At 61.7% G+C, this 25,085-nt stretch carries 26 protein-coding genes and 1 pseudogene; 6 read left to right on the forward strand and 21 right to left on the reverse strand.

Annotation, left to right across the window (positions count from 1 at the left end):
• Positions 1-83: 83 nt before the first annotated feature.
• The 9 genes from QWI75_RS15225 to thiS form a co-directional block, all read right to left on the reverse strand.
• Positions 84-1,028, reverse strand: coding sequence for a M23 family metallopeptidase (locus tag QWI75_RS15225; protein ID WP_289269438.1), 945 nt, complete (start codon positions 1,026-1,028; stop codon positions 84-86).
• Positions 1,025-2,401, reverse strand: coding sequence for a Pup--protein ligase (pafA, locus tag QWI75_RS15230; protein WP_289269439.1), 1,377 nt, complete (start codon positions 2,399-2,401; stop codon positions 1,025-1,027). Before pafA ends, QWI75_RS15225 begins: the two co-directional genes overlap by 4 nt.
• Positions 2,402-2,488: 87 nt before the next feature.
• Positions 2,489-3,175 (reverse strand): proteasome subunit alpha, encoded by a 687-nt coding sequence (gene prcA, locus QWI75_RS15235; RefSeq protein ID WP_289269440.1) that lies wholly within the window; start codon positions 3,173-3,175, stop codon positions 2,489-2,491.
• Complete coding sequence (prcB, locus tag QWI75_RS15240) at positions 3,175-3,999, reverse strand: proteasome subunit beta (RefSeq protein ID WP_289269441.1); 825 nt, start codon at positions 3,997-3,999, stop codon at positions 3,175-3,177. Before prcB ends, prcA begins: the two co-directional genes overlap by 1 nt.
• 37 nt (positions 4,000-4,036) lie before the next feature.
• Complete coding sequence (gene dop, locus QWI75_RS15245; RefSeq protein ID WP_289269442.1) at positions 4,037-5,533, reverse strand: depupylase/deamidase Dop; 1,497 nt, start codon at positions 5,531-5,533, stop codon at positions 4,037-4,039.
• Between the two features lie 24 nt (positions 5,534-5,557).
• Positions 5,558-7,327, reverse strand: a complete 1,770-nt coding sequence (gene arc / locus QWI75_RS15250; RefSeq protein WP_289269443.1) for a proteasome ATPase — start codon at positions 7,325-7,327, stop codon at positions 5,558-5,560.
• A gap of 221 nt (positions 7,328-7,548) precedes the next feature.
• The gene (gene thiE / locus QWI75_RS15255; RefSeq protein ID WP_289269444.1) at positions 7,549-8,190 is read right to left on the reverse strand and encodes a thiamine phosphate synthase; all 642 of its coding nucleotides are present in this window, start codon (positions 8,188-8,190) and stop codon (positions 7,549-7,551) included.
• A 117-nt stretch (positions 8,191-8,307) separates the two neighbouring features.
• Positions 8,308-9,081, reverse strand: coding sequence for a thiazole synthase (locus QWI75_RS15260; RefSeq protein ID WP_289269445.1), 774 nt, complete (start codon positions 9,079-9,081; stop codon positions 8,308-8,310).
• A gap of 34 nt (positions 9,082-9,115) precedes the next feature.
• Positions 9,116-9,322, reverse strand: a complete 207-nt coding sequence (gene thiS / locus QWI75_RS15265; protein WP_289269446.1) for a sulfur carrier protein ThiS — start codon at positions 9,320-9,322, stop codon at positions 9,116-9,118.
• 87 nt (positions 9,323-9,409) lie between these two features.
• Between thiS and QWI75_RS15270 the strand changes: the two genes are divergently transcribed.
• Entirely contained in the window at positions 9,410-9,895 is a 486-nt protein-coding gene (locus tag QWI75_RS15270; protein WP_289269447.1) for a histidinol-phosphatase, read from the forward strand.
• A 32-nt stretch (positions 9,896-9,927) separates the two neighbouring features.
• On the opposite strand, the gene QWI75_RS15275 is transcribed toward QWI75_RS15270, so the two are convergent.
• The 12 genes and pseudogenes from QWI75_RS15275 to QWI75_RS15330 form a co-directional block, all read right to left on the reverse strand.
• Positions 9,928-11,307, reverse strand: a complete 1,380-nt coding sequence (locus tag QWI75_RS15275; protein ID WP_289269448.1) for a S41 family peptidase — start codon at positions 11,305-11,307, stop codon at positions 9,928-9,930.
• Between the two features lie 25 nt (positions 11,308-11,332).
• Positions 11,333-12,523, reverse strand: coding sequence for a murein hydrolase activator EnvC family protein (locus QWI75_RS15280; RefSeq protein ID WP_289269449.1), 1,191 nt, complete (start codon positions 12,521-12,523; stop codon positions 11,333-11,335).
• The gene (locus QWI75_RS15285; RefSeq protein WP_289269450.1) at positions 12,523-13,425 is read right to left on the reverse strand and encodes a cell division protein FtsX; all 903 of its coding nucleotides are present in this window, start codon (positions 13,423-13,425) and stop codon (positions 12,523-12,525) included. Before QWI75_RS15285 ends, QWI75_RS15280 begins: the two co-directional genes overlap by 1 nt.
• Entirely contained in the window at positions 13,422-14,090 is a 669-nt protein-coding gene (gene ftsE, locus QWI75_RS15290; protein WP_289269451.1) for a cell division ATP-binding protein FtsE, read from the reverse strand. The genes QWI75_RS15285 and ftsE overlap by 4 nt, the downstream gene beginning before the upstream one ends.
• A 443-nt stretch (positions 14,091-14,533) precedes the next feature.
• Positions 14,534-14,926: a YraN family protein gene (locus QWI75_RS15295; RefSeq protein WP_289269452.1), complete on the reverse strand. Its 393-nt coding sequence runs from the start codon at positions 14,924-14,926 to the stop codon at positions 14,534-14,536.
• 61 nt (positions 14,927-14,987) lie between these two features.
• Positions 14,988-15,659 (reverse strand): annotated as a pseudogene (rnhB, locus tag QWI75_RS15300) (ribonuclease HII); the annotation flags it as partial.
• A gap of 65 nt (positions 15,660-15,724) precedes the next feature.
• Positions 15,725-16,129 carry a 50S ribosomal protein L19 gene (gene rplS / locus QWI75_RS15305; protein WP_289269453.1) on the reverse strand — a complete coding sequence of 135 codons (405 nt, stop codon included), beginning with the start codon at positions 16,127-16,129 and terminating at the stop codon, positions 15,725-15,727.
• A gap of 4 nt (positions 16,130-16,133) precedes the next feature.
• Complete coding sequence (gene trmD, locus QWI75_RS15310) at positions 16,134-16,922, reverse strand: tRNA (guanosine(37)-N1)-methyltransferase TrmD (RefSeq protein ID WP_289269454.1); 789 nt, start codon at positions 16,920-16,922, stop codon at positions 16,134-16,136.
• On the reverse strand, positions 16,912-17,487 hold the full coding sequence (gene rimM / locus QWI75_RS15315) for a ribosome maturation factor RimM (RefSeq protein ID WP_289269455.1): 576 nt from the start codon (positions 17,485-17,487) through the stop codon (positions 16,912-16,914). Before rimM ends, trmD begins: the two co-directional genes overlap by 11 nt.
• Before the next feature lie 91 nt (positions 17,488-17,578).
• On the reverse strand, positions 17,579-17,860 hold the full coding sequence (rpsP, locus tag QWI75_RS15320) for a 30S ribosomal protein S16 (RefSeq protein ID WP_289269456.1): 282 nt from the start codon (positions 17,858-17,860) through the stop codon (positions 17,579-17,581).
• A 46-nt stretch (positions 17,861-17,906) separates the two neighbouring features.
• Positions 17,907-19,256 carry a signal recognition particle protein gene (ffh, locus tag QWI75_RS15325; protein ID WP_289269457.1) on the reverse strand — a complete coding sequence of 450 codons (1,350 nt, stop codon included), beginning with the start codon at positions 19,254-19,256 and terminating at the stop codon, positions 17,907-17,909.
• Positions 19,257-19,395: 139 nt separating this feature from the next.
• Positions 19,396-20,784, reverse strand: a complete 1,389-nt coding sequence (locus QWI75_RS15330; protein WP_289269371.1) for an IS1380 family transposase — start codon at positions 20,782-20,784, stop codon at positions 19,396-19,398.
• A gap of 489 nt (positions 20,785-21,273) precedes the next feature.
• On the opposite strand from QWI75_RS15330, the gene QWI75_RS15335 reads away from it, so the two are divergent.
• From QWI75_RS15335 to QWI75_RS15355, 5 genes are all read left to right on the forward strand, one after another.
• A complete protein-coding gene (locus tag QWI75_RS15335) occupies positions 21,274-22,191 on the forward strand; it encodes a transposase (RefSeq protein WP_289269458.1) in 918 nt (305 codons plus the stop codon).
• Between the two features lie 105 nt (positions 22,192-22,296).
• On the forward strand, positions 22,297-22,665 hold the full coding sequence (locus tag QWI75_RS15340) for a hypothetical protein (RefSeq protein WP_289269459.1): 369 nt from the start codon (positions 22,297-22,299) through the stop codon (positions 22,663-22,665).
• 423 nt (positions 22,666-23,088) lie between these two features.
• Entirely contained in the window at positions 23,089-24,006 is a 918-nt protein-coding gene (locus QWI75_RS15345; protein WP_289269458.1) for a transposase, read from the forward strand.
• A gap of 105 nt (positions 24,007-24,111) precedes the next feature.
• A complete protein-coding gene (locus QWI75_RS15350; RefSeq protein WP_289269459.1) occupies positions 24,112-24,480 on the forward strand; it encodes a hypothetical protein in 369 nt (122 codons plus the stop codon).
• 342 nt (positions 24,481-24,822) lie between these two features.
• A complete protein-coding gene (locus QWI75_RS15355) occupies positions 24,823-25,083 on the forward strand; it encodes a DUF4321 domain-containing protein (protein ID WP_289269460.1) in 261 nt (86 codons plus the stop codon).
• Positions 25,084-25,085 lie beyond the last annotated feature (2 nt).

The following is a 25,085-nucleotide window of genomic DNA, read 5'->3' on the forward strand; positions in this document are numbered from 1 at the left end:
GGATGGTAGGGCGCTTGCTCAGTCCGCGCGGTCTGCCGTGCGAAATCGCGATAGAAGGGGGAAATCAGCGAAGGGGCTGGACGTTATCGAGGGGCGGCGCCGTTGAGCAACGGGAGGCCGACCAGCGCATAGGGATTGATCCAGGCCCCGTTGACCCGAGCACCCCAATGGAGATGCGGACCGGTCGCCCGGCCGCTCGCGCCGACCTTGCCGATCACTTGACCCGCCTTGACCGGATCGCCGTCCTTGACGAGGACTTCGGAGAGATGAAAATACATCGAGTACAGGCCGAGCCCGTGATCCAGGTAGATGCCGAGCCCGGAGAACACGTGATCGACCGTCAACCGCACGATGCCGTCGTTCGTCGCCACGACCTCGGTCCCCGCCGGGGCGGCGATGTCTTCCCCCCGATGGGGGCTCTTGGGCTGGCCGTTCAACACGCGGACGCTCCCGAACCGTCCGCTCCGCTTGCCGCCCACCGGCTCCCGGAAATCCACCGACCATAACCGGATGCGCGAATCCTCCGCCAACGCCGCCCGCACCTGTTCCTGTTCGCTCTTGTAACGGGCCAACCCCTCCTCGTCGAGGTCGACCTTCTCCTTCGGCAGCTTCAGCCGCTCGACGTTGAATTTCTCTTTGAGCACGAGGATGTTGTAGCTCAGACGCCGCTGCTGTTCCCCGTTTCGGACCTCGACCACCAGCTCATGCGTCCCCGGCTCGTCCTGCAAATCGAGACCGAGCAACGCCACGAAGCCCTGGCCCTGCCCGGGCCGATACTCGGGAAAGAACGGAATCGTTCGTCCCATGAAAGTTCCGGACAGGACCGCGGTCGGCTCCTCGATCGGCACCTTGACGACCAATACCTGTCCCTGTTTCCCGCTGAGTTGCCCGTCGGTGCCGTGGAGGACCTGCGGGCCGGATGGAAACCATTCCACCGGAAAGATGCTTGCGAGGATGACAATGGCCGAGAGCGTCACCCGCTCGGCGTAACCCATGGCCAATGACGGCCTGGCGGACGGGAGCCTCATCGGTAGAACCTCAATCCGGCCACCTGAGAGACCAGCTCCTCCACCCGCCGGTTGATGGGGCTGAAGGGATCCATGCACAGGATCGTTTCTTCCCAATAGCCGTTCAACTTCAAGTAGGTCCAGTCCACGGTATACGAGCGGTTCTTCGCGCGCGCGAACCGGATGAAGTCGCCGCGCACCTTGGCGCGGGTGGTCTGCGGCGGCACGGACATCGCCCGCTGAATCGATTCTTCTCCGACGATCCGTTCGACCATGCCCTTGGACTCCATCAGATAATAAAGCCCCCGGGTCCGTTTGACATCATGAAATTGCAAATCCATCAGGAACACGCGCGGGTCGTCCCAGCCGCAGCCCTTTTTCTCGACGAACGACTGGATGAGATGTCGCTTGGCGACCCAATCCACTTCCCGGACCAGTTGCATGGGGTCCTCGTCCAGCCGGTCCAGGACGACGGCCCATTTCGACAGCACATCGTCCATCACTTCATCATAGGGCTGCGTCCCCAGATACTCGCGGGCCCGTTCGAGATAGGCGCGCTGTATCTCGATGGCGCTCATTTGCCGGCCATCGTCCAGCCGGATTTTCTTTTTGAGCGTCGGATCGCGCGAGATCTCCCGGATCGCCTTCACCGGATCCTCCAACTCCATGCCGGTGACGTTGAATCCGTCCTCGATCATCGACAGCACCAGCGCCGCCGTTCCGATCTTGAGGTAGGTGGCAAACTCCGACATGTTGGAATCGCCGACGATGATGTGCAGGCGGCGGTACTTCTCCGCGTCGGCGTGCGGCTCGTCCCTGGTATTGATGATGCTCCGGGACGACGTGGTCGAAGAGGAGGTCTTCTCGTGGATGTGCTGGGCGCGTTGCGAGATGAAGAACTGCGGCTTGCCCGAGACCTTCAACACCTTGCCGGAGCCGGAAAAGATCTGGCGGGTGACGAAGAACGGGATCAACTGCTCGGTCACTTTCCAGAAATCCACGTCCCGCCGCATCAGGTAATTCTCGTGGCAGCCGTAGGTGTTGCCAAGAGAGTCGGTATTGTTCTTGAAAATATAGATCTCGCCGGACAGGCCCTCCTCCCGGAGCCGCTCCTCCGCCGCCGGGAGACAGGCCTCGAGCAGGCGCTCGCCCGCCTTGTCATGCACGACAAGATCCACGATGCTGTCGCATTCCGGCGTCGAATATTCGGGATGGCAGCCGGTGTCCTGATAGAAGCGCGCCCCGTTGACCAGAAAGGCGTTGGAGGGCCAACTGTTGGGAATCAACCCTTCGAAGATATAGCCGAGCACCTTCTCCATGGGCAGGTAGATGCGCCCATTGGGAGAGAAGATGAGGCCGTATTCGTTCTCAAGGCCGAAAATCCGAGGTCTCATGAGGTTCTGGGCCGGTAAAATTGAGCATACACGCCATCCGGGCGCACTGCAACCGACGGAGGTCGATGAGGGGTCGAAAGAAAGGTGTTACGTGGCCAGCAGCCGCTTCACGTCCTGGACGGGAATGCGACGGAACTTCCGGCCGTCTCGCGTACGGTCCAGAACCGCCACTTCGAGGCTTTCCAGGGCCAACTTCTGGGTGGAGCCGCTTTCGAGGGCCGCCAGGGAGAGGGACAGGGCTTGGCTCAGCGAGGGCAAGGTGCCGGGCAGGCGATCCTTCAGAAAACCCTGCAGCACCTCGGCGCGCCCGCCGATCACGGCGAACCCCCGCTCGTCGATGATGCTGCCGTCGAAGGAAATCCGATAAATTTCGTTGGGCTGACCGGACGAGCCCACGCCCACGACCAGGATTTCCACCTCCAGCGGCTTCAACTCCTGGCTGAAGATGGTCCCCAGCGCCTGCGAATAGGTGTTCGCCAGTGACCGGGCCGTCACATCCTCCCGGCTGTAGGCGAACCCTTTCAGATCCGCGTGACGGATCCCGGCCTTCCGCAGATTCTCGAACTCGCTGTACTTGCCCGCGCCGGAAAAGGCGATGGTGTCGTAGATCTCCGAAATCTTATGCAGCGAGGCGCTGGGATTGTCCGCGGTGAGCAGCACGCCGTCCGCATATTCCATCGCGACGATCGACCGTCCCTTGGCGATGCCTTTCTTGGCATATTCCGCCTTGTCCTGCATCATCTGCTCGGGAGAGACGTAGTAGGGCAGCGGCATCAGGAGGCCTCTTGCGATCGGCGAGCGATGAGTTCCGTATAGGCGGAACGAATCCGTTCCGTGTCCACGTCCGCAATGCCCTGGATGGTCACCAGCTTGGCGGTCGGGAAGATGCCGCGGACGAGATCCGGCCCTCCCGTGCCGACATCGTCTTCCGCCGCGTTGTACAGGGCCAGCAGGGCCAGACGCAGCGCGTCGTTCTCCGGAAGGCGCCGGCGATAATGTTCACGCATCGTATTTCTGGCGTCCTTCCCCCCGGACCCGATGGCGTGGTAGTCCGATTCCTCGTACCGCCCTCCCGCGAGATCGTACTTGAAGATTCGCCCCTCCCCTCGGGCCAGATCGAATCCGACATAGATCGGCATGACCACCAACCCTTGGAAGACCATCGGGAGATTGGCCTTGACCATCTGGCCGAGTTTGTTCGCTTTGCCTTCGGAGGAGAGCGGGACGCCTTCGATCTTTTCGTAATGCTCCAGCTCGGTCTGGAACAACCGGGCCATTTCGATGCAGGGGCCGGCCGCCCCGGCAATCGCCATGGCGGAATGGGAATCGATCGCAAAGACCTTTTCGATCCGGCGTTCGGCGATCTGGAACCCTTCCGTGGCCCGCCGGTCCCCGGCGATCACAATCCCGGAGTCATATTTGAGCGCGAGCACCGTGGTCCCGGTCGGCAGAGGGACCTGGCCCGGACGGATCGGAATTTCGCTCGGTTGAGAAGGCTGACTCCACCGATCCGGCGCAGGCGCCAGTTCCGGCCGTTGTTTCAGCAGGAGATCAAAAAAGCTCGAACCTTCGTCATGCGGGAAGAACGGCAGCTTCATGTTCTAGGCGGTGGCGATGGGCATCGGCAGGGCTCGATCACGCCGTGAGTTTGGACAGGAGCTGCGCGGCGGTCTCGCATCCGTCCAGCAGCTCCCTCGTCAATGCTTCCGTTCCCCTGGTCGGTTCGAGCAGGGGGACTTTCTTGACCGAGGTGTTGCCGATATCGAACAGGACGGAGGTCCAGCTCCCGCCGTAGACTGAGGACGCGAATTTCTTGAGACAGGTGCCTCGGAAATAGGCGCGCGTGCTCGTCGGAGGCTGATGCTCGGCGCGGCTGATGGCCGCATCCGTCACGAGGCGCTCGATCCGATTGGTCCGTTCCAGGGCATAATAGAGCCCCTTCTCGGGGCGCACGTCATGGTATTGGAGGTCCAACAGCAAGATCCGCGGATCGTTCCAGCCGCAGCCTTTGCGGTCCATGTAGGACTCGATCATCTGCCGCTTGGCGACCCAGTCGAGTTCCCTGGCCAGCGCCATCGGCTCGCGCTCCAGCTTGTCCAGCACGTCGCCCCAGCGGGACAGGACTTGCTGATACGCGGGCGAGAGCGGGTGGCTCGCGGCGTAATCGGTCACGGCCCGCAGGTACGCCCGTTGGACGGCGATCGCCGTGGTGGGCCGGCCATCAACCAACTTCAAGGTCTGTTTCACGTCGAGGTCCCGGGACACATGCTTGATGGCCCGCACCGGATCGTCCAGCTCGAACACAGGAAGCGGCCATCCGGCCTCGATCAATTCCAACACCAGCGCCATGGTCCCGACTTTGAGATAGGTCGAGAGTTCCGCCATGTTGGCGTCGCCGACAATCACGTGCAGCCGCCGGTATTTGGCCGGATCCGCATGGGGCTCGTCGCGGGTGTTCATGATGGGACGCCGAACCATGGTATTCAGATCGACGAGACATTCGAAGAAATCCGCGCGCTGGGAGATCTGGTACTCGCAGGGCGCGGTCTGGTTCTCGGCTCCGACTTTCCCGGCGCCGACAAAAATGAGGCGCGTCACAAAAAACGGAATCAACGCCTTCGTCAACTGGTCGAACGGCACGGCGCGGGCGACCAGGTAGTTCTCATGGTACCCGTAGCTGTTGCCCTTGCCGTCCGAATTGTTCTTATAGAGGACGAACTGGTCCGACCCGCGAGAGCGGGTCAACGCCTCCAAGCTCTTGGCCAGCACCAACTCGCCCGCCCGCTCATAGGCCACCAGTTCCGCCGGTTCGAGACATTCCGGGGTCGAATATTCGGGATGCGCGCCGTCCACATAGAGACGCCCCCCGTTGGCCAAGAGCTTGTTCAACTGGCGATTGTACTCGGGCCCCGGCCGCTCCCGTTCCCCTTCCACTTCAAATCCGCGGGCGTCCAGGAGCGGATTCTCGCCTTCGTAATCCCAGACGGCTTGCGGCGCCGGCAAGGACGGATAGTGGGCGATGACGTGCAGGGAGTTCGTGACCGGATCCGCCGCGCCGGCATCCCGCACGGCGATCCCGAACTCCGTTTCGGTGCCCAGAACCCTGTGAAAGGGACCTGTTTCCGTTGCCATAGATAGAACTGAAACGAACCCGACTTAGAGATAGTGACCGGTCGTAATGGTTTCGATCTGGCGCGCCTCGGAGCCACCACCGATGATGGTGCGGATATGGACGATCTTCTCTCCCTTCTTGCCGGCAATTTTCGCCCAATCGTCGGGATTGGTGGTGTTGGGCAGGTCCTCGTGTTCCTTGAACTCCTCGCGGATGGCGCGAATCAGGTCGTCGGCCCGGAGTCCCTGTCCTTCATTGGCGATCGCGCGCTTGACGGCGAACTTCTTGGCCCGCGAGACGATGCCTTCGATCAGCGCGCCGCTCGCAAAATCCTTGAAGTACAGGGTTTCCTTCTCTCCGTTGGCATAGGTGACTTCGATGAACTTGTTTTCGTCGCTGGTGCTGTACATCCGATCCACGGTCATGGCGATCACATGCTCGACGAAGGCGGCGGGATCGTTCCCGTGCCGCTTCACTTCCTCCGGATCGAACGGGAGCTCCGTCGTGACGTAGATCGAGAAAATGTCTCGCGCGGACGAGGCGTCCGGCCGGGACACCTTCACCTTGACGTCGAGGCGCCCGGCCCGCAGCACGGCGGGATCGATGAGATCCTGCCGGTTGCTGGCGCCGATCACGATCACGTTGCGGAGCCGCTCCACGCCGTCGATCTCCGAGAGGAACTGCGGCACGATCGTGGACTCGATATCGGACGAAATGCCGCTCCCTCTGGTCCGGAACAGGGCGTCCATCTCGTCGAAGAACACGATCACCGGATGGCCGCTGGCCGCCCGCTCCTTCGCCTTCTTGAACACCTCGCGAACCTGCCGTTCGGATTCCCCCACGTACTTGTTCAGCAGCTCCGGCCCCTTCACGTGGAGAAAGAAGCTGCGCACTTCCTTCCCCGTCAGGTGGCCGAGCTTCTTTGCGATCGAGTTCGCCACCGCTTTGGCGATCAGCGTCTTGCCGCAGCCGGGCGGACCGTACAGCAGCACCCCCTTGGGCGCGCTCAACTTGTATTCGGCAAACAGGTGCGGATACAGGAACGGCAGCTCGACCGCGTCCCGCACCTGTTCGAGCTCCTTCTGAAGCCCGCCGATGTGCTCGTAGCTGACGTCGGGAATTTCTTCGAGGACGAGTTCTTCGGCCTCGGACTTCGGCAGCTTCTCGATCACATATCCCGAACGGGGGTCATAGAGCAGATGATCGCCGACGCTCAGTCGCTGGCTGAGCAGGGGCTCCCCAAGATCGGCCACTTTTTCTTCGTCGAAGTGCAGCGTCACGAGCGCGCGGCGGTCGTCGAGGACGTCCTTAAGCCTGACGACTTCCCCCTGGCTGTCGAAGCCGCGGGACTCGATGATGTTGAGCGCGTCGTTCAGGATCACCTCCTGGCCCTTGCGCAACCCCTTGACGGCGACGGCCGGATGCACGCTCACCTTCATCTTCCGGCCGGACACGTACACGTTCGCCGTGCCGTCGTCATTCACGCCGGAAAAAATGGCGAAGGTGGAGGGCGGCGCGGTCAGCTTGTCGATCTCGGCCCGCAACGCTTCGATCTGGGCCTTGGCTTCCTGCAGCGTGGCGGCGAGCTTTTCGTTGTGGCGGTTGGCCTGTTCGAGTTGATAGCGTGACTGGTACAGCCGGTGGATCTCTTCCTCCATCGACTGGATTTGGACGCGGAGCTTCTCGATCTCTCGCGAATGCTCGTCGTGTTTCTGCACGGGGGTCGAGTCCTTTTCGGAAAGACGTTTGGTGATCTTCTGAACGGATTCACGCAGGGAACGGAGCCGCCCCGATCCTTTTTTTGGCTCCCGCATCCTCCCTGCCGACCTCATCCACGGCTCTGCCGAACGCGCCCCACTGCTGACTTGCACGGATTCTAACATCCGGTCTATCGAGGGTCAACTGGAACACAGAACGGAACCGGCCGCACGCATGGGCTCCGGCGCATTGTCTAGTGTTACTACGTATCATGGCCCCGCCATATTCCCATGACGGCTCCTGTCGCTGCGACCGACGTAGTCCGAACTCGAACCCCTTATGCCGATGGACCGGCCTCATGCAACGCCCGAAGAAACGCGCGGACGGCAGCCGGCACGTCCGGCGCGGAGAGAATCGAAGAGACCACGGCCACGCCATGGGCTCCCGCTCGCCGCGCCTCCACCGCGCGCCCCGGAGTCACGCCGCCGATGGCAAAGACCGGCACCCGCGCGATTCTACAGACCTCCGCCAGCCGATCTATCCCCTGCGGCCTGCCGTAGGCGTGTTTGGACGGCGTGTCGTAGACCGGCCCGAAGACCACGAAGTCCGCCCCGTCATCCTGCGCCCGGCGGACCTCCTCCAATGAATGGGTGGAGACGCCCAGCAAGCGGTCCGGGCCAATCATGGCCCTGACGCGTCCGGGCGGCAGACTGCTGGCGCGCAAGTGCACGCCATCGGCCCCAAGAGCCAGGGCGATATCCGCACGGTCGTTGACGAGCACACGGGTGGGGCGATCGGCAACCGCCGAGCGGATCATTCGGACCAACGCCGCCAGTTCCCGCGTCGGCAGGTCCCGCTCGCGCACTTGGACAGCCGGCAGGCCGGCTTGACTCGCCAGCGCGATCACCTCGCCGAGGGGCCGCCCGCCGGTCTGACTCCGGTCGCTCACTAAATAGAGACGGAACTGAACGGGAGGCATGGACGGCCAAGATTGTGCAACAAGGGCTGAGGACTGAGAACCAAGGGCAGGACTCTTGTCATCCGTTCCGATCGACCGTCACCATGCAGCCCTCGTGGCTCGCGTCTCAATCCTGAATTACAGCATGCCCTCGATCGGGCTGCTGGCCGTCGCGTACAACTTCCTGGGAATGCGTCCGGCCTTATAGGCCAACCGGCCCGCGTGCACCGCATAGCGCATCGCTTCCGCCATTGCGATGGGATGCTGCGCGCCCGCGATCGCGGTGTTCATCAACACCGCATCGGCGCCGTATTCCATGGCCAGCGCCGCATCCGAGGCGGTTCCCACGCCGGCGTCTACGATGACCGGCACGTTGACGGTTTCGAGGATGATCTTGAGGTTGTAGGGATTGCGAATGCCCAATCCCGAACCGATGGGGGCCGCCAGGGGCATGACCGCGGGACAGCCGATATCGACCAGTTTCTTCGCCACGATCGGGTCGTCATTGGTGTAGGGCAAGACCACGAACCCTTCCTTGACGAGAATCTTCGCGGCTTCGATCAAGCCGGCGGTGTCCGGAAACAGCGTCCGTTCGTCTCCGATGACCTCGAGCTTGACCAGATCGGACACCCCGGCGGCTCGGGCGAGCCGCGCATACCGGACCGCATCCTCGACGGTGTAGCAGCCGGCGGTGTTGGGGAGGATCGTGTATTTTTTCGGGTCCAGATAATCCAGCAGATTCTCTTTCGACCGATCGGTGATGTTCACGCGCCGGACCGCGACCGTGACCACGTCCGCGCCCGACGCTTCAATCGCCTTCTGGGTTTCCACGAAATCCTTGTACTTTCCCGTCCCCACCCATAAGCGAGACCGGAATTCCCGCCCGGCAATGATCAGGCTATCGTCCTGCATGGCTATCACCTTCGCGGAGCCCGAGGCTCCCTCTTCAGAGACTCCCGCCTCCGATGAAACTGATGATCTCGACCCGGTCCCCCTCCGTGAGCAACCGTTGGCCGAATTGTCCCCGCTCGAGGATGTCCAGATTCACTTCGACCGCCACCCGTTCTCCCGTGATGTTCAGTTCCCGCAGGAGGTCGGCGACGGTCGTGCCCGACGTCGTTTCCCGCACCTGCCCGTTCACGTGGATTTGCATTCAGGAGACCCGGCGAAGTAATCCTAGGGGACGGTTTCCCGGAATGTCAACCGACGGAACTGCCGGAATCCAGCCGATCACATGGCCATGACGAGAGCAAACGAAGAGCTGGCCGCAATCTTTCTCCGCATGGCCGACCTGTTGCGCGGCCAGCAGGCCAATCCCTACCGGATCAGGGCCTACCGGCGCGCGGCTGAAACCTTAACGTCGATTGTGGAAGATGTCGCGCAGATTGAAGGGCGTGGAGAGTTGGAGCGGATCGACGGAATCGGGAAGGACCTCGCGAACAAGATTCGGGAATTTCTCAGGACCGGCGCGATCCAATCCTATGAAGCTCTCAAGCGCCCGCTGCCGCCGGAGGTTCAGCCATGGACATCCCTGCCGGGACTCTCCGAGACGCTGGTGCAGCATCTCTATTTCCGCTTGAACATTCGGGACCTGGACGACCTGGCGGGGCTGGTCCGCTCCCATCTGCTCCGCACGCTGCCGAGTTTCGGGGGTGACGAGGAGAGCCTGCTCCAAGCCATCGACGCGCTGCGCGCCGGTCAGGACGCCCGTCCTCCTTCGACCTGACCCGTCACTCGGTCCCGGTTCACTCCTCCCACTTATGTCGTGGGCTTGAGATCCTTGAAGATCGACCAGGTCTTCAACATATCGACGGCCTTCTGCAATTGCACATCCTCTTCAAGCGACGGCTCCCCGTTCGCATCGGTGGGAACCGCGGGAATCGGAGCCTTGCTTCCACCGTTCGTGGCAGGGGGAGTCGTGGCGGCATCTTTTTCCTTCTCCTTATTCCCCGTTCCCTTGGCCCCCTTGTCGGCCGCGCCCTTCTCCGGCGCCTCCTTGTCGCCAGGCTTGGCGCTTGCGACCTGCGGAGCAGGCTGCGCCGCCTTCACGACGATATCCGGCGTGATGCCGGTCGACTGGATGGTTCGCCCTTTCGGCGTATAGTACTTGGCGGTCGTGAGCCGCAAGCCTGATCCATCCTGAAGCGGCAGAATCGTCTGGACGGAGCCCTTGCCGAAGCTGGTCGCGCCGACGATGACGGCACGGCCCCAATCCTGAAGCGCCCCTGCGACGATTTCCGACGCGCTGGCGGACCCCTCATTGACCAGGACGATCATCGGAGAATCGTCAATGCCGTCCTTGGCCTTGGAAACATACTCGTCCTTGCGCCCGTCCCGGCCCTTGATATACACGATCAGCTTCCCGGGCCCGACGAACTGTTCGGAGACTTCCACCGCCGCCGTCAGCAACCCGCCGGGATTATTGCGCAGGTCGAGAATGGTGGCGGTCGTTTTCTGCTCGCGGAGCTGCTTCAACGCTTTGCTGAGGTCCCGGCCGGTTGATTCCTGGAATTGCGTGAGCCTGATGTAACCGATGGTCTTGTCGATCACCTTCGACTTCACGCTCTCGATCTTGATCGTGTCCCGCACCAGTTCGAACACGAGCGGGTCGGCGGCGCCCTCCCGCTGGACCGTCAGGTTGACTTTGGTGCCTTTGGGCCCCCGCATCTTCTGGACGGCGTCCATGAGCGTGAGATCTTTCGTCGGCTCATTGTTCACCTTGGTAATGAAATCCCCGGCCTTGATCCCGGCGCGATAGGCCGGCGTGCCTTCAATGGGGGCGATGACCGTCAATCGATTGTCCTTGACGCCGATCTGGATCCCGACGCCGCCGAACTCGCCCTTGGTCTCGACCTGCATCTCCTTGTACATCTCGGCCGTCATGTAGGCCGAGTGGGGATCGAGCGTGGACAGCATGCCGCGGATGGCCCCCTGCACCAGATCCTTGATCTTTGTCTCATCCACATAGTGCTTCTGAACCTGGCTCAACACTTCGGAAAAGACTTTGAGCTCCTCATACGTTTCCGTGGCGTAGCCGGTGTGTTCCCACCCCTTGCCGATCAGAACCCCTCCGACCAAGGCCACCACGACCAACGGCCCAAGCAACCATGAACGGCGCCGTGACTGCTGTTCCATCATCCCACGATCCTTTCTGTGAACGTCGTTAGCGTTTGGCCAGCCAGAGAAGGGGGTCCACCGCCTCCGCGCCTTCCCGTAGTTCAAAGTATAACGTGCTGTCGCCTGTCATCCCAGTATCCCCGGTCTCGCCCAGCGCCTGCCCGGTCTCGACCCGGTCGCCCACGTTGGCCAGAAGTTTCGAGGCATGCGCGTACAGCGAGAAGTACCCGTTTTGATGGTCGACGATCACCACCTGCCCGTAGCCCTTCAACCAATCGGCATAGACCACCGTGCCCGGCATCACGCACTTGATCGCGCTGCCTTCGGCGGACCGGATCTCGATCCCCTTGCGTTGGATGTAGGTTTCAAACGTCGGATGCTTCTGCCGGCCGAATAGGGACACCACCTCGCCCTGTACCGGCCATGGGAGCACCCCCTTGAACTTCCGCCCCGCGCCGGGCAGCGCCGCCGGCGGCTTCGCCCTCGCCAGCTTGCGTCGCTGTTCCAGCTCGTTCAAGAGACTGTCGACGCGGCCCGCGGACCGTTCCAGCTCATCGATCACTCGCTGATAGGACTCCTTTTGATAGGTCACCTTTTTCAGATACTGGCGCTTCTGGCTGCGGAGGTCCCGGATCTCGCGGATTTTCTTGTCGGTCAGCAACTGGTACGCCACCATCTCCTCCCGGACCAGCGCCCGCTGTCGCTCGGCCGCTTCCAGGCGGGTCATATCCGTCCGGTAGGATTCCACCATCGCATATTCCCGCCGGGACAGCGTGGAGAGATACTGAAAACGGCGTTGGAAGTCGCTGTACGACTGGGCCGCCAGCAGGAGCTTCATCGGCCCCCACTGCCCTTGAATGTATTGCAGCCGGGCCCTGGCCAGAATCGCCTCCTGATGTTCGGTCGTGCGGCCCCTGAGTTCGGCCAACTGGCCGTTGAGTTCGGTGATCTCCTGATCTTTCTTGGCCACTTGGCGAGTGACCTCTTGCCGTTCCTGGCGTAATTTGACGACTCGTTGATCGAGCTGTTGCAGATTTTGCAGCACGGATTCGCGCTGCCGTTCCGCCGCGTCGGCATGCTGCTTTTCTTCTTGAATCCGGCTCTTGAGCTTCTGGAGGTTCTGGCGCTCGCGCTCGATCTTCTGCGACAGCCCGTCGCCCTCCTTCCCGGCCCAAACGGGCGCGGCCAATCCCGCGCAGAGCGCCAATCCGAGCCAGGCCGAGATCAACCTTGGCATCACAGGCTTGCCGCCTCCCGCATCCGCATGATGGACAAAAAACTCCCGACAGCGCCCAAGAGCACCCCGGCCACGATCAACACACCCTTCACGTGTCCCGGGAAATAACTCAGCCAGGGCTGCGGGCCCAGCAACTGGGAGGCCGTGCCGAGCTTCAGGCGAAACAGCTCGAAACCGCCCTTCAGAATGCCGAGAGCCAGGAGGCTGCCGGCTCCCCCCAGCATGGCTCCTTCTATCAGATAGGGCAGCCGGAGAAAACTCCCGGACGCCCCCACCAGCCGCAGGATCTGGACCTCATCGCGCCGCGCATGCAAGGTCAGGCGGATCGTACTGCCGATAATCGTCACAGACGCGACGGAGAGGATCAAGCCGACGCTGAGCGCCAAACCCTCCAGATTCCGCAACAGCCCCGTCAAATTCTCCACCCAATCCTGGCTATACTCCACTTGGGCGACCCCCGGCAGCGCCTTGAATTGCTCGGCCCACCGCCGCACGAATTCAGGCGAGCGAAAGCGCGGGGCGAGCGTGACCGCAAACGACGCCGGAAGGGGATTCTCGCCGAGCCCTTCCAGCAGTTCGAAGTCGGACGGGAACTGCTCCCGGAAATCTGCCAGCGCCTGATCCTTGGAGACGAAGGAGAGGGCGGCCACGGCCTGTTCCCGCTCCAATTGCTGTCGCAGTTCGGCCAACTGAGAGTCGGACAGGTTCTCTTGCAAGAACACGATGACCTTGATTTCATTGGCCAGCGAGGCCGCCATTCCCCGCACGTTCAGATAGATCAAGAGGAACACCCCGAGGCAGGCCAGGGTGAAGCCGGTCGTCACGACCGCGACGAGGCTGGTCGTCCGGTTCAACCGGATGTTCGCCCAGGCTTCCCGAAGCAGATAGCCGAGTCGTCTCATGCCCCGTCCCGTTGATCGCCGACCAGCTTACCATGTTGCATGGTGACGACGCGCCGGTTGACCTGCTTCATCACCTGCGGGTCGTGGGTCGCCAGGATCACCGTCGTGCCGCGGGCGTTGATCATTTTGAAGAGCTCGATGATCTCCGACGTCAAATGCGGGTCCAGGTTCCCGGTCGGCTCGTCGGCCAGCAGGATCAGCGGACTGTTCACGATCGCCCGGGCGATGCAGACCCGCTGCTGTTCCCCTGCCGACAGACTGGGGGGCAATTGCTCCTTCTTGTGCTCGACGCCGACCGACCGCAAGGCCTCCGACACCTTCCGCCTGGTATCCGCGCCCGAGGCGCCCGCCACCACCAGCGGAAGCGCCACATTCTCGTAGACCGTTCGTTTCGGCAGGAGCCGGAAATCCTGGAGCACGATGCCCATCCGGCGCCGGAGGAGCGGAACCTCGCGCGGAGACAGTTTCCCGATATTCTGTCCCTGAATCAGCAGTTGTCCCTCGTCCGCCTGTTCTCCTCCGAACAGCAGCTTGAGGAGGGTGGTCTTTCCCGCTCCGCTGCCACCCATCAGGAGCACGAACTCGCCCTTGCCGATCTCCAAATTGATATCGGACAGCGCCTGGCATCGCCCATAGGCCTTGGAGACGTGGAACAGTTGGATCATGCAGACGCCCGCGCGCCGGACCGATCGTACCCGGATGCCGGCCTAGGAGCCTGTCCGACATTGACCTTTCTACTGCGGCGAACGATGTACCGGCATCTGCTTCGTTCTCGGCCCCGAAACATCCTCAACGTATTCCAGCGAATACGCTTCCGGGTTTTCGTGGCCTGCGGCCTTGCATCTGCCAGCACCTCCTTCACCTCGTCACGAACGGCAATGTCGGATAGGCTCCTAGCCCACATTATTCATGACGGTTCGTGACGAAACCGCCAAGACGCCATGCGAGACGGGCACGCAGAGACGCGAGGGAGGAAGGCATACTTGAAACAGTATGTCGACCGACCGAGCGGCGAGCGCCTGCCCGCTTGGTTGCCGGAAACAGGCAGCCAAGCTTGTCGCAGCGGCGTGTTGGCGGTTGCAGTAGAAGCGGTCATGAATAATGTGGGCTAGCACCGGAGATGCTGTGCCGACACCTCAAAGGCGTTCTCAATGTGGGTGACCGTCGCCGGAGCGTCACAGGGTTGTTCAACGAGCACTACATCAAAGCGGCAGACCTGATCCTCAAGCCGATGGATCGACAGGTACTGGGCCGCCAGTTGCGCGAGCCGGCGTTGCTTGGCCGGCGTCACGGCGTAGGCGGCGCCCCCCATCGCCGCGGAGCGGCGGGCCTTCACTTCCACGAACACCAACACGGCTCCCTGCCGGACGATCAGATCGACTTCGCCCTGCGGCAGCCGCACGTTGCGGGCGACCAAACGGTAGCCTTTCCGGAGCAAATGGCGTTCGGCCAGATGTTCGCTCTGCTGGCCGAATCCCCGGGCCTCCTGTTTGGTCGTCATGGTTCGGATTCACACAACCCGCTCATCGGCTCGGCCGGCGACAGACCTGTTACCCGGCCTGTTACAAGGGAGCACGTGTCTGGGCCGCACACTGTTCATCAGGCCCGTCGAACGGCAGCAGGTCCGTCTCGATCCGCTCCACCGGCGCGAAGGTCCGCCGATGGATGGGGCTCGGTCCATGGAGTTTCAGCAAGTGGAGGTGCTCGGGGGTGCCATACCCCTTATGGTCGCGAAAATTATACTGGGGATAGAGGCGGTGATACTGTTCCATCAGCCGATCCCGCGCCACCTTGGCAACAATCGAGGCCGCCGCCACGGACAGGGAGAGTTGATCGCCCTTGATGATGGGGCGTTGAGGAATCGGCACGTTCGGAAGCACGATGGCGTCCAAGAGCAGAAAGTCCGGGGCGGCCTGTAAGCAGAGCAGGGCCCGGGACATGGCCAGGCGCGTCGCTTCGAGGATGTTGAGGCGGTCGATCTCCTGTTCGGACACCTGCCCGACTCCCACGGCCAGGGCACGGAGCCGGATGTCCTCGAAGAGCTTCGTCCGAACCGGTTCGGTCAACAACTTCGAATCGGCGACGCCGGGAAGTTTGACACGCGCGGGCAGGATGACCGCTGCGGCAACAACCGGACCGGCCAACGGCCCGCGGCCGGCTTCGTCAAGGCCGGCGACCAGGCGATAGCCGCACCGGCGTGCTTCGGACTCGAATTCGTGGGTGGGCTCCACGCAGCGTCTCTCGGCGTCGGGCCGGCTTCCCCGGAGATTGGCCGGTGCCGCCGCCGTTCAAGCCAAGTCTATGCCTTCGCAGCGGGCGCGGCCAGTTTCGCTTCCCCCACGCCGCTCTTGCCTTCGGGCGAATACTCCCGCTCCGCGACCTTCGCCGTCTTGCCCTTCTTGCCTCTCAAATAATAGAGCTTGGCGCGGCGGACACGTCCCTGCCGCACCACGTCGATCTTGGCGATGATCGGCGAATGCACCGGGAAAATCCGCTCGACGCCGACGCCGTAGGAAATCTTCCGCACAGTGAACGTTTCGGCGTTGCCGCCCCCTTTGCGGCTGATCACGACGCCCTCATAGACCTGAATGCGGTCCTTGTCGCCTTCGCTCACCGTCACATGCACCCGCACCGTGTCGCCAATCTCAAATTTAGGCTGGTCCTTCTTGACCAAAGACCGGTTCAGCCGTTCCAAGCGATTCATGTTCCTACCCCTCCTCCCCACACTCGACCGTCGTCGAGGGGGTTCGTTCGTGAAGTATTTCGTCCAACAGCCTACGGTCTTCGGCTGAGAGAACCCGATCCCGTAACAAATCCGGACGCTTGACGTAGGTACTGCGCAAGGCCTCCTTCCGTCGCCATCGTCGAATGTGCTCATGATTCCCGGAGAGCAAAATCTCCGGAACAGCCAACCCGCGAAACTCAGGCGGCCGCGTATAGTGCGGATAGTCCAGCAGCGGCTCCTGAAAGGAGTCCCGCAAGGCGGAGTCTGGATCACCCAGAACGCCCGGAATCAACCGGGTGGCGGCATCGATCATCACCAGCGCGGCCAATTCGCCGCCGGTGAGCACATAGTCCCCGATCGAGATTTCCTCCGGCTTGAGGCTGAGCCGCACCCGCTCGTCAATGCCTTCGTAGTGCCCGCACAAAAACACGATTGTCCGTGCTTCCTCGCTCAACTCCTGAGCGATCTGTTGGCTGAACGGCCGTCCCTGGGGCGACGGCATGATCACCCGCAGACCGGAGGGCTCCCCCTGTTCTTCCGCACCGGCTTGCAGGGCTTCCACGGCGCGCACAAACGGCTCCGGCTTCAGCACCATGCCGCCGCCGCCGCCATAGGGGGCATCGTCAGCCACCTTGTGACGATCCTCCGTATAGTCGCGCAAATTCCGCACCCGGACCGCCAGCAGGCCCTTCTCCTGGGCGCGCTTCAGCATGCTCTGCCCCAGCACTCCCGAGACCAGGTCGGGAAACAGCGTGAGCACCTCACCACGCATGGGCGCCGACCTTTCCATCCTCATACAGGTCGTCGAGCAGTCCGGGAATGGCGTGAATGGTCACCTGACGACTTGCCAGATCCACCTGGGCGACGAACTCTTTTACCGCCGGCACCATCGCCTCCCGCTTGCCGCTCCGCACGACGAGCAGATGGCCGCCGGCCGTCTCGATGACTTCTTCTAACCGCCCCACCGGATGGCCCTGCTCGTCCACGACGGAGAGTCCGATCAGATCACATTGCAAGGGTGCGTCCGGCAACGCCATATTCGCCGCGGCCCACCGCTCGGCATAGAGGTATCCACCCCGAAATGCTCCGGCCTCTTCCGGCGAGCGCAGGGCTTCGACGCTCAGAATGTAGCGGTCGCCCCCGCCCCGCACCTCCGTCACCCTCGTCTCCACTCGTTTTCCTTCCAGAGAGGTCAAGACCACCTGATCCAACGACTCGAACCGGCTTGACACGTCGCTGAGCGACCGGACCTTGATCGCACCCTTGACGCCGAACGGGCGCTCGATTGCCCCGATCACGACCAACTCGGCTTCCATGATATCTGTAGGTCCCTTCATCACCAATATCCCCACGGGCTCCCGCGGGCGGCTGACTACCGGAAGCGCTCAAGGTCCAAATTCCCGAATCCTGATCGATGAGACGACCGAGCTACCGAGGCTTTTCAGCGGCACGGGGCGCAGGAGTAGATGCCAACAGGCCGGCGCGACGGAGAATCGTCCGCACCGTCACGGTCGGCTGGGCCCCCTTCTTAATCCAGTCCAGCACGCGCTCCTGCTTGATCTCCGCCACGGCAGGGTTCTTCAACGGATTGTAGGTCCCCAGCACCTCGATGTACCGGCCGTCTCTGGGACACCGGGAATCGGCGGCCACCAGCCGGTAGAGGGGAAGTTTATGTCGCCCTGCGCGCGCGAGTCGTAAATGAACGGCCACGTGAATCTCCTTTGTTCTGGGAAGCGAGCTTCCTGGTTGCGTTGAACTACATCGTCCGGAGGGCCTGCAGCAGATTGCGGCGGCCACCCGGCCCGCTGATGGCTTTGACAAGCTTTCTCGCGCTGAGAAACTGCTTGATGAGCCGGTTGACTTCCTGCACGCTGGTGCCGCTGCCGCGCGCGATGCGCTTCTTGCGGCTGCCGTTGAGCAACGTGTGGTCGCGGCGCTCCTGCGCCGTCATGGAATCGATGATGGCCACGATCCGGCCGATCTCCTTGTCCGGCATCGCGTCGCCGTTCATCATGTCGCGCAGCCGCTGGCCGCCCGGCAGCATGCCGAGAATCTGCTCCATGCTCCCCAGCTTGTTGACCTGCTTGATCTGGTCGCGAAAATCGTCGAACGTCAGCGTCTTGCCGCTCAATGTCTTGCGGGCGACCTCGGCCTGTTCCTGCGAATAGGTCTCCTGCGCCTTTTCGATGAGGGTCAGCACGTCCCCCATGCCCAGGATCCGGGAGGCCATCCGATCCGGGTGGAACAGTTCCAGCGCATCGAGCTTCTCGCCCACCCCGAGGAACTTGATCGGCTTCCCGGTCACCGCGCGGATGGACAGGACGGCGCCGCCGCGCGCATCGCCTTCGGTCTTCGTCAGGATCACGCCGGTCAGCCCCACCTGCTGGTCGAACTGCCCGGCCATCGAGACCGCATCCTGCCCCGTCATCGCGTCGGCCACGAGCAGGACTTCCTGCGGGAGAACGGCCTGTTTCACCGCCACCAGCTCGTGCATCAGCTCATCGTCGATATGCAGGCGCCCGCCTGTGTCCAGAATCACGACGTCGTAGCCCTTGTCCCTGCCCCGCTCCGTTCCCTCGCGGCAGATCTGCACCACATCCCGCTGGGTCGCATCGACCCGGTCGGCCCGGTGCACGTCTACGCCCAGCGACGCCCCGAGATTGGACAACTGGTCGCCCGCCGCCGGCCGCCGCGGATCGGCCGCCACAAGGAGCACGCGACGGCCCTGGTTCTTGAACCATCGCGCGAGCTTGCCGCAGGTCGTCGTCTTGCCGGCCCCCTGCAACCCTACCATCATGATGATCGTGGGAGGGACCGAGGCCAGTTTCAGACCGGCCTGCTCCTTCCCCATCATCTCGCCCAGCTCTTCCCAGACGATCTTGACGACCTGGTGTCCGGGAGTCAGGCTCTGCAAGACCTCCTGCCCGACCGCTTTCACACGGACCCGCTCGATGAAGTCCTTGACCACCTTGAAGTTCACGTCCGCTTCGAGCAGCGCCAGGCGAACTTCCTTGAGAGCCTCCGCAATGTTGGCCTCAGTGAGCACACCCTGCCCCCGAAGCTTCCGGAGAATGGTCTCGAATTTCTGGCTTAAGGCATCCAGCACGGGCACACCTATCCTGCTCGTCGGGCTATTTTTAGGTATCGCTTACGTATCGTGTCGGAATTTCAGGAAAAAGACCATCGGGCAGTGTAGACAACAGGATGCTGAAAGTCAAGGCGTCAAAGAGACCCCTATTCTCCGGCTAAGCAGGGCTGAGCGCCAGGATTTTGCTTCGCGCCAAGGCCAAAAGGGTCTGTTGGACCGCTGCTGTGAGGCGCAAGAGCGTGCGGCGGGCATGATGGATGACTGTGCCGACCGTATTGAACACCAGAAACCGCAGCCGCTTCGGCCGGGCGTCGGAGAAATCTCCGGGTAGCGCGAGGCGCTTCAACGCGCTGAGCAGGTTATACGTGAGCACGTTGAGCCGGAACCAGGCGGCATTGGCGCCAAACTTCCCACTGGGCAGGGCCTCTGCCGCCAACTCGTTCTTGAGGACATGATGCACATGCTCCACCGTCCCGGCCTTCTCTCGGTGCCAGCGGATCAGGGAGCGACCGTCGCCCTCCCGGTTGGTCACGATCGCGAAGTGTTTCGCGGTGCTGCCATCCGCGAACAGCTCGCCTTGGCGGTGTCGCACGCGAATCGCCAAGTAGCGCCGCGCGCAAGGCCGACCCTTCCGGTAGTCCTTATCATCGGGGACAGAGGGCACCTCGGCCCACTCGCGGATCATATCCGGCTCGTCGCGGTCTGGTTGCCAGGCGGTCCCCGGCAGCCGCTCGATCTCGGCCCGCAACGGCGGGCTCATGTCCGCGCTGATTGCGTAGCCGATCCCTCGCGCCGGCTCCTCGCACCACGCCAGCACCTCCTGTTCATACAGGGCGCTGTCGCCCCGGACGAAGAGCTGCTCCACGCCGGCTGGCAACGCCGCCACGGCCCGCTCCAGGATGCGCACGTTGCCGCAGCCCGCCGGCACGTTCCCATCCCGGAATTCGTCGTGGACGACCAGGTCCTGCTCGGCCCAGACGACCACGACGGGTTGATAGCCCGACGTGCCCTCGTACGTCACCGTCGCCGTGCGCTTGTGGGCTTCCAGGATCGTGGCATCCACATCCAGCGTGGCGGTGCGCTGCGGCATCTGCTGCTGCACCGCGGCGAGGATGCGCCGGTTCGCGGCCCCCACGCCCGCCAAGGGCGCCGACTCCTCGGGCACGGCCGTCTGCTCGCCAGCACGCAGCAACGGGAGATCCTCGACATGACACGCCTCCAAGAAGTCGCGCATCGTGGTGGCCGCGGGCAGCTCATAGCCCAGCAGGGCGGCCAGTGCGGCATCGGCGCGCAGGGTCGTGAGGTCCTGGCAGCGGTCCCCGCCCGCCGCCCACAGCGCGATCAGCGTCTCCACCCACTGCGCCGACGTCACGCCGCGCTGCCGCTGTTTGATCCGGACCTGCTCATCGACGACCTGCGCCGCTCCGACGCGGCGAAACAGCTCGATCACCAAGGGCACACCCGCATGCGCGGTGACCAGACGGGGATCAATGCGGTCGTCAATCTCGAACGGCAGCCGAGGACTCGCAAACGGCTTCTCAGGCATCAACCTCCTCCTTGGTTGGCGAATCACCCATTGGGTGAATCACCTCGCAAGGCTGATGCCATGCGGTCGCCTGCTGCTCATGCGTCCAGACCGATTCCGTGTCCATCACGGTTGGGGGCTTAGCCGGAGAATAGGGGAGAAATTCCGTGCATCTTTACCGAGGGTGATAATCAAGAAAACCCGATCGAGCGCCGAACGCCACAGGATCAGGACAGACGATTCTTCTTTGTCAGGGGCACCCGCATCGCCACCGCTCTAAGAAATCCGGTCGAAGAAATCCGGCGTGGCTATTGACTTGTTGGTACCTTCGTAGGCCATGCTGCTTTATCTTCTTGCTTGCGCGAGAGGTCCAGGGACGGTCGAAGCAATTACAAGAATAAAGATGAGCAAAGACGAATTCATATGGGGTCTGCGTATGGGGTCAGGCATGAGTATTGACTTGTTATTGTACAAAGACATACGCTCCACGGCATGCCCAGGAAGCCACGCGTGGAGTTTGAGGGGGCGCTCTATCACGTCATTGCCAGGGGCAACCGCCGGGCAGCGCTCTTTCACGATGATGCCGATTACCAGACCTATCTGGATCGCCTTGAACGGTATCGCCAGCGCGACGGCATGACCCTCTATGCTTACGTTCTTATGGCGAATCACGTGCACCTCCTAGTCGAAACCGGCATCGTTCCGCTCTCCCGTACGATGCAGACGCTTCAGTTCACATACAGCCAATATTACAACCGCCGGTATCGTAAGACCGGCCACCTGTTCCAAGGACGCTACACGGCGATCCTCTGTGACCGGGAAGCCTATCTACTGGAATTGGTTCGCTATCTCCATCTGAATCCGGCCCGTCTGCGGACGCCCCTGAACCCCTGGTCTTATAAGTGGAGCAGCCACCGCGCCTACCTGGGAGAGTCAGGGACCGTGCAGGTGCAATCGGCCACGGTGCTCGACCAGTTCCACCGCCAACTGGGGCCGGCCCGGCAGGCATATCTGCAATTTCTCAAAGCCGGGATCAGACAGGGGCATGACGAGCGCTACTATGAGACGGTGGACCAGCGGTTTCTTGGAGATGCACGGTTTGTGGCCGAGGTCGGCCGTCGAGCAGGGAAACGCTATCCCGTCACCACCCGACCGCGACGGGTGTCCTTTGAGCGTCTACTCCACGCCATCGCCGACCTACATGGAGTGATGCCCCACGCCATCTTTGCCCCGGGACGGCGTCGGGCACCGGTCCCAGCACGAGCCATGCTGGTGTATCTGGCGCGGGAGTGGGGGGCGGTCAGCACCCAAGAGCTCGGACGACGGCTCCAACGAGACCCATCCATGATCAGCCGGTTGGCCAGTCGTTATGCGATGCAGCGGGATGACAAGGCGGAAGCCCACCTGAGCAAGGCGTTGAACCAATAAGTCAATACTCATGCCTGACCCTTTTGCTCTGACTTTTGCTCTCCTTTTGCTTGCGCGAGAGGACCAGGGGCGGTTGAAGCAATTGCAAGAATTACAAGAATAAAGATGAGCAAAGACGAATTCATAGATTGGATGTTGTACATCATGGATAGGAGTCCAGCTCCGGATTCAGGAGAACGAACGTACGACTATCTCAAAGAACACACCGCGAGGCTTCTTGATCACGAGCCCGAGGAACGCGGGGTAGCCCTTGAAGCGCTACGCTCGTGGTTGGCGATCCGAAGAGCCCCTGAGAGCATGGTCGCAGCTATGTTAGCTGCAGATCTCAAGTTGATCGAGTTGCGCGAGGACCTCCATCGACTTCTTGAGGATATTGAGGCGGGACGATCAAACTTCAATCCTCGAATGAAGGCTTATTATGCCGAGAGGGCGCATAACTACTTGACAGCGTTGTACAACATCCCGCCTGAATGAGCAGCTTGTGCAAGATAACTCTAGGCACAGAACTACTCTGGAATTGTAAATCTTTCGATATGGAATCAGTCCCGAGCAAGCCCCCACCTGAAATCAAACCCCGTTCGCGCAACTTCTTCCGAATCAACTCCGCGACCCGCCGATGACCTTCGGGTGAAAAGTGCATCGGATCGTTGAGGAGATAGAGTCTGGTCGAGGCTCCTTCCAGGCAATCCAGCACCTGCCAGCGCCTGCCGGAAATCAGCCGGATTTGTTGACAGGCTCAAGGGCTTCGGTTATCGTGCGGCCATTCTTCCCGACTACGCTTTTCCCCTCAGCATCCGAGAACGCGCGAGCCTGGGGTCTGCGTATGGGGTCAGGCATGAGTATTGACTTGTTATTGTACAAAGACATACGCTCCACGGCATGCCCAGGAAGCCACGCGTGGAGTTTGAGGGGGCGCTCTATCACGTCATTGCCAGGGGCAACCGCCGGGCAGCGCTCTTTCACGATGATGCCGATTACCAGACCTATCTGGATCGCCTTGAACGGTATCGCCAGCGCGACGGCATGACCCTCTATGCTTACGTTCTTATGGCGAATCACGTGCACCTCCTAGTCGAAACCGGCATCGTTCCGCTCTCCCGTACGATGCAGACGCTTCAGTTCACATACAGCCAATATTACAACCGCCGGTATCGTAAGACCGGCCACCTGTTCCAAGGACGCTACACGGCGATCCTCTGTGACCGGGAAGCCTATCTACTGGAATTGGTTCGCTATCTCCATCTGAATCCGGCCCGTCTGCGGACGCCCCTGAACCCCTGGTCTTATAAGTGGAGCAGCCACCGCGCCTACCTGGGAGAGTCAGGGACCGTGCAGGTGCAATCGGCCACGGTGCTCGACCAGTTCCACCGCCAACTGGGGCCGGCCCGGCAGGCATATCTGCAATTTCTCAAAGCCGGGATCAGACAGGGGCATGACGAGCGCTACTATGAGACGGTGGACCAGCGGTTTCTTGGAGATGCACGGTTTGTGGCCGAGGTCGGCCGTCGAGCAGGGAAACGCTATCCCGTCACCACCCGACCGCGACGGGTGTCCTTTGAGCGTCTACTCCACGCCATCGCCGACCTACATGGAGTGATGCCCCACGCCATCTTTGCCCCGGGACGGCGTCGGGCACCGGTCCCAGCACGAGCCATGCTGGTGTATCTGGCGCGGGAGTGGGGGGCGGTCAGCACCCAAGAGCTCGGACGACGGCTCCAACGAGACCCATCCATGATCAGCCGGTTGGCCAGTCGTTATGCGATGCAGCGGGATGACAAGGCGGAAGCCCACCTGAGCAAGGCGTTGAACCAATAAGTCAATACTCATGCCTGACCCTTTTGCTCTGACTTTTGCTCTCCTTTTGCTTGCGCGAGAGGACCAGGGGCGGTTGAAGCAATTGCAAGAATTACAAGAATAAAGATGAGCAAAGACGAATTCATAGATTGGATGTTGTACATCATGGATAGGAGTCCAGCTCCGGATTCAGGAGAACGAACGTACGACTATCTCAAAGAACACACCGCGAGGCTTCTTGATCACGAGCCCGAGGAACGCGGGGTAGCCCTTGAAGCGCTACGCTCGTGGTTGGCGATCCGAAGAGCCCCTGAGAGCATGGTCGCAGCTATGTTAGCTGCAGATCTCAAGTTGATCGAGTTGCGCGAGGACCTCCATCGACTTCTTGAGGATATTGAGGCGGGACGATCAAACTTCAATCCTCGAATGAAGGCTTATTATGCCGAGAGGGCGCATAACTACTTGACAGCGTTGTACAACATCCCGCCTGAATGAGCAGCTTGTGCAAGATAACTCTAGGCACAGAACTACTCTGGAATTGTAAATCTTTCGATATGGAATCAGTCCCGAGCAAGCCCCCACCTGAAATCAAACCCCGTTCGCGCAACTTCTTCCGAATCAACTCCGCGACCCGCCGATGACCTTCGGGTGAAAAGTGCATCGGATCGTTGAGGAGATAGAGTCTGGTCGAGGCTCCTTCCAGGCAATCCAGCACCTGCCAGCGCCTGCCGGAAATCAGCCGGATTTGTTGACAGGCTCAAGGGCTTCGGTTATCGTGCGGCCATTCTTCCCGACTACGCTTTTCCCCTCAGCATCCGAGAACGCGCGAGCCTGTGAATGAGGAAATCGGCCTGGTTACTGTTGGTCTTCATGCTGGTCGGCGGGCTGCTCGGCGGCGTGATGGGCGAAATCCTCCGGGTCATTGCCCCACATGGGACGATTCAAAGCATCTTCGCCACAAGCCTGACGCCGGGCATCAATCCCCCGCTGACCCTTGATCTCGTCCTCCTCAAAATCACCTTCGGCCTGTCCGTGAAGATGAACCTGCTTTCCTTCCTCGGCATCATCCTGGGCATGTACCTGTATAAACAAGTTTAGGA

The organism is Nitrospira tepida (genome assembly GCF_947241125.1).
In the GTDB taxonomy this organism is placed as follows: domain Bacteria; phylum Nitrospirota; class Nitrospiria; order Nitrospirales; family Nitrospiraceae; genus Nitrospira_G; species Nitrospira_G tepida.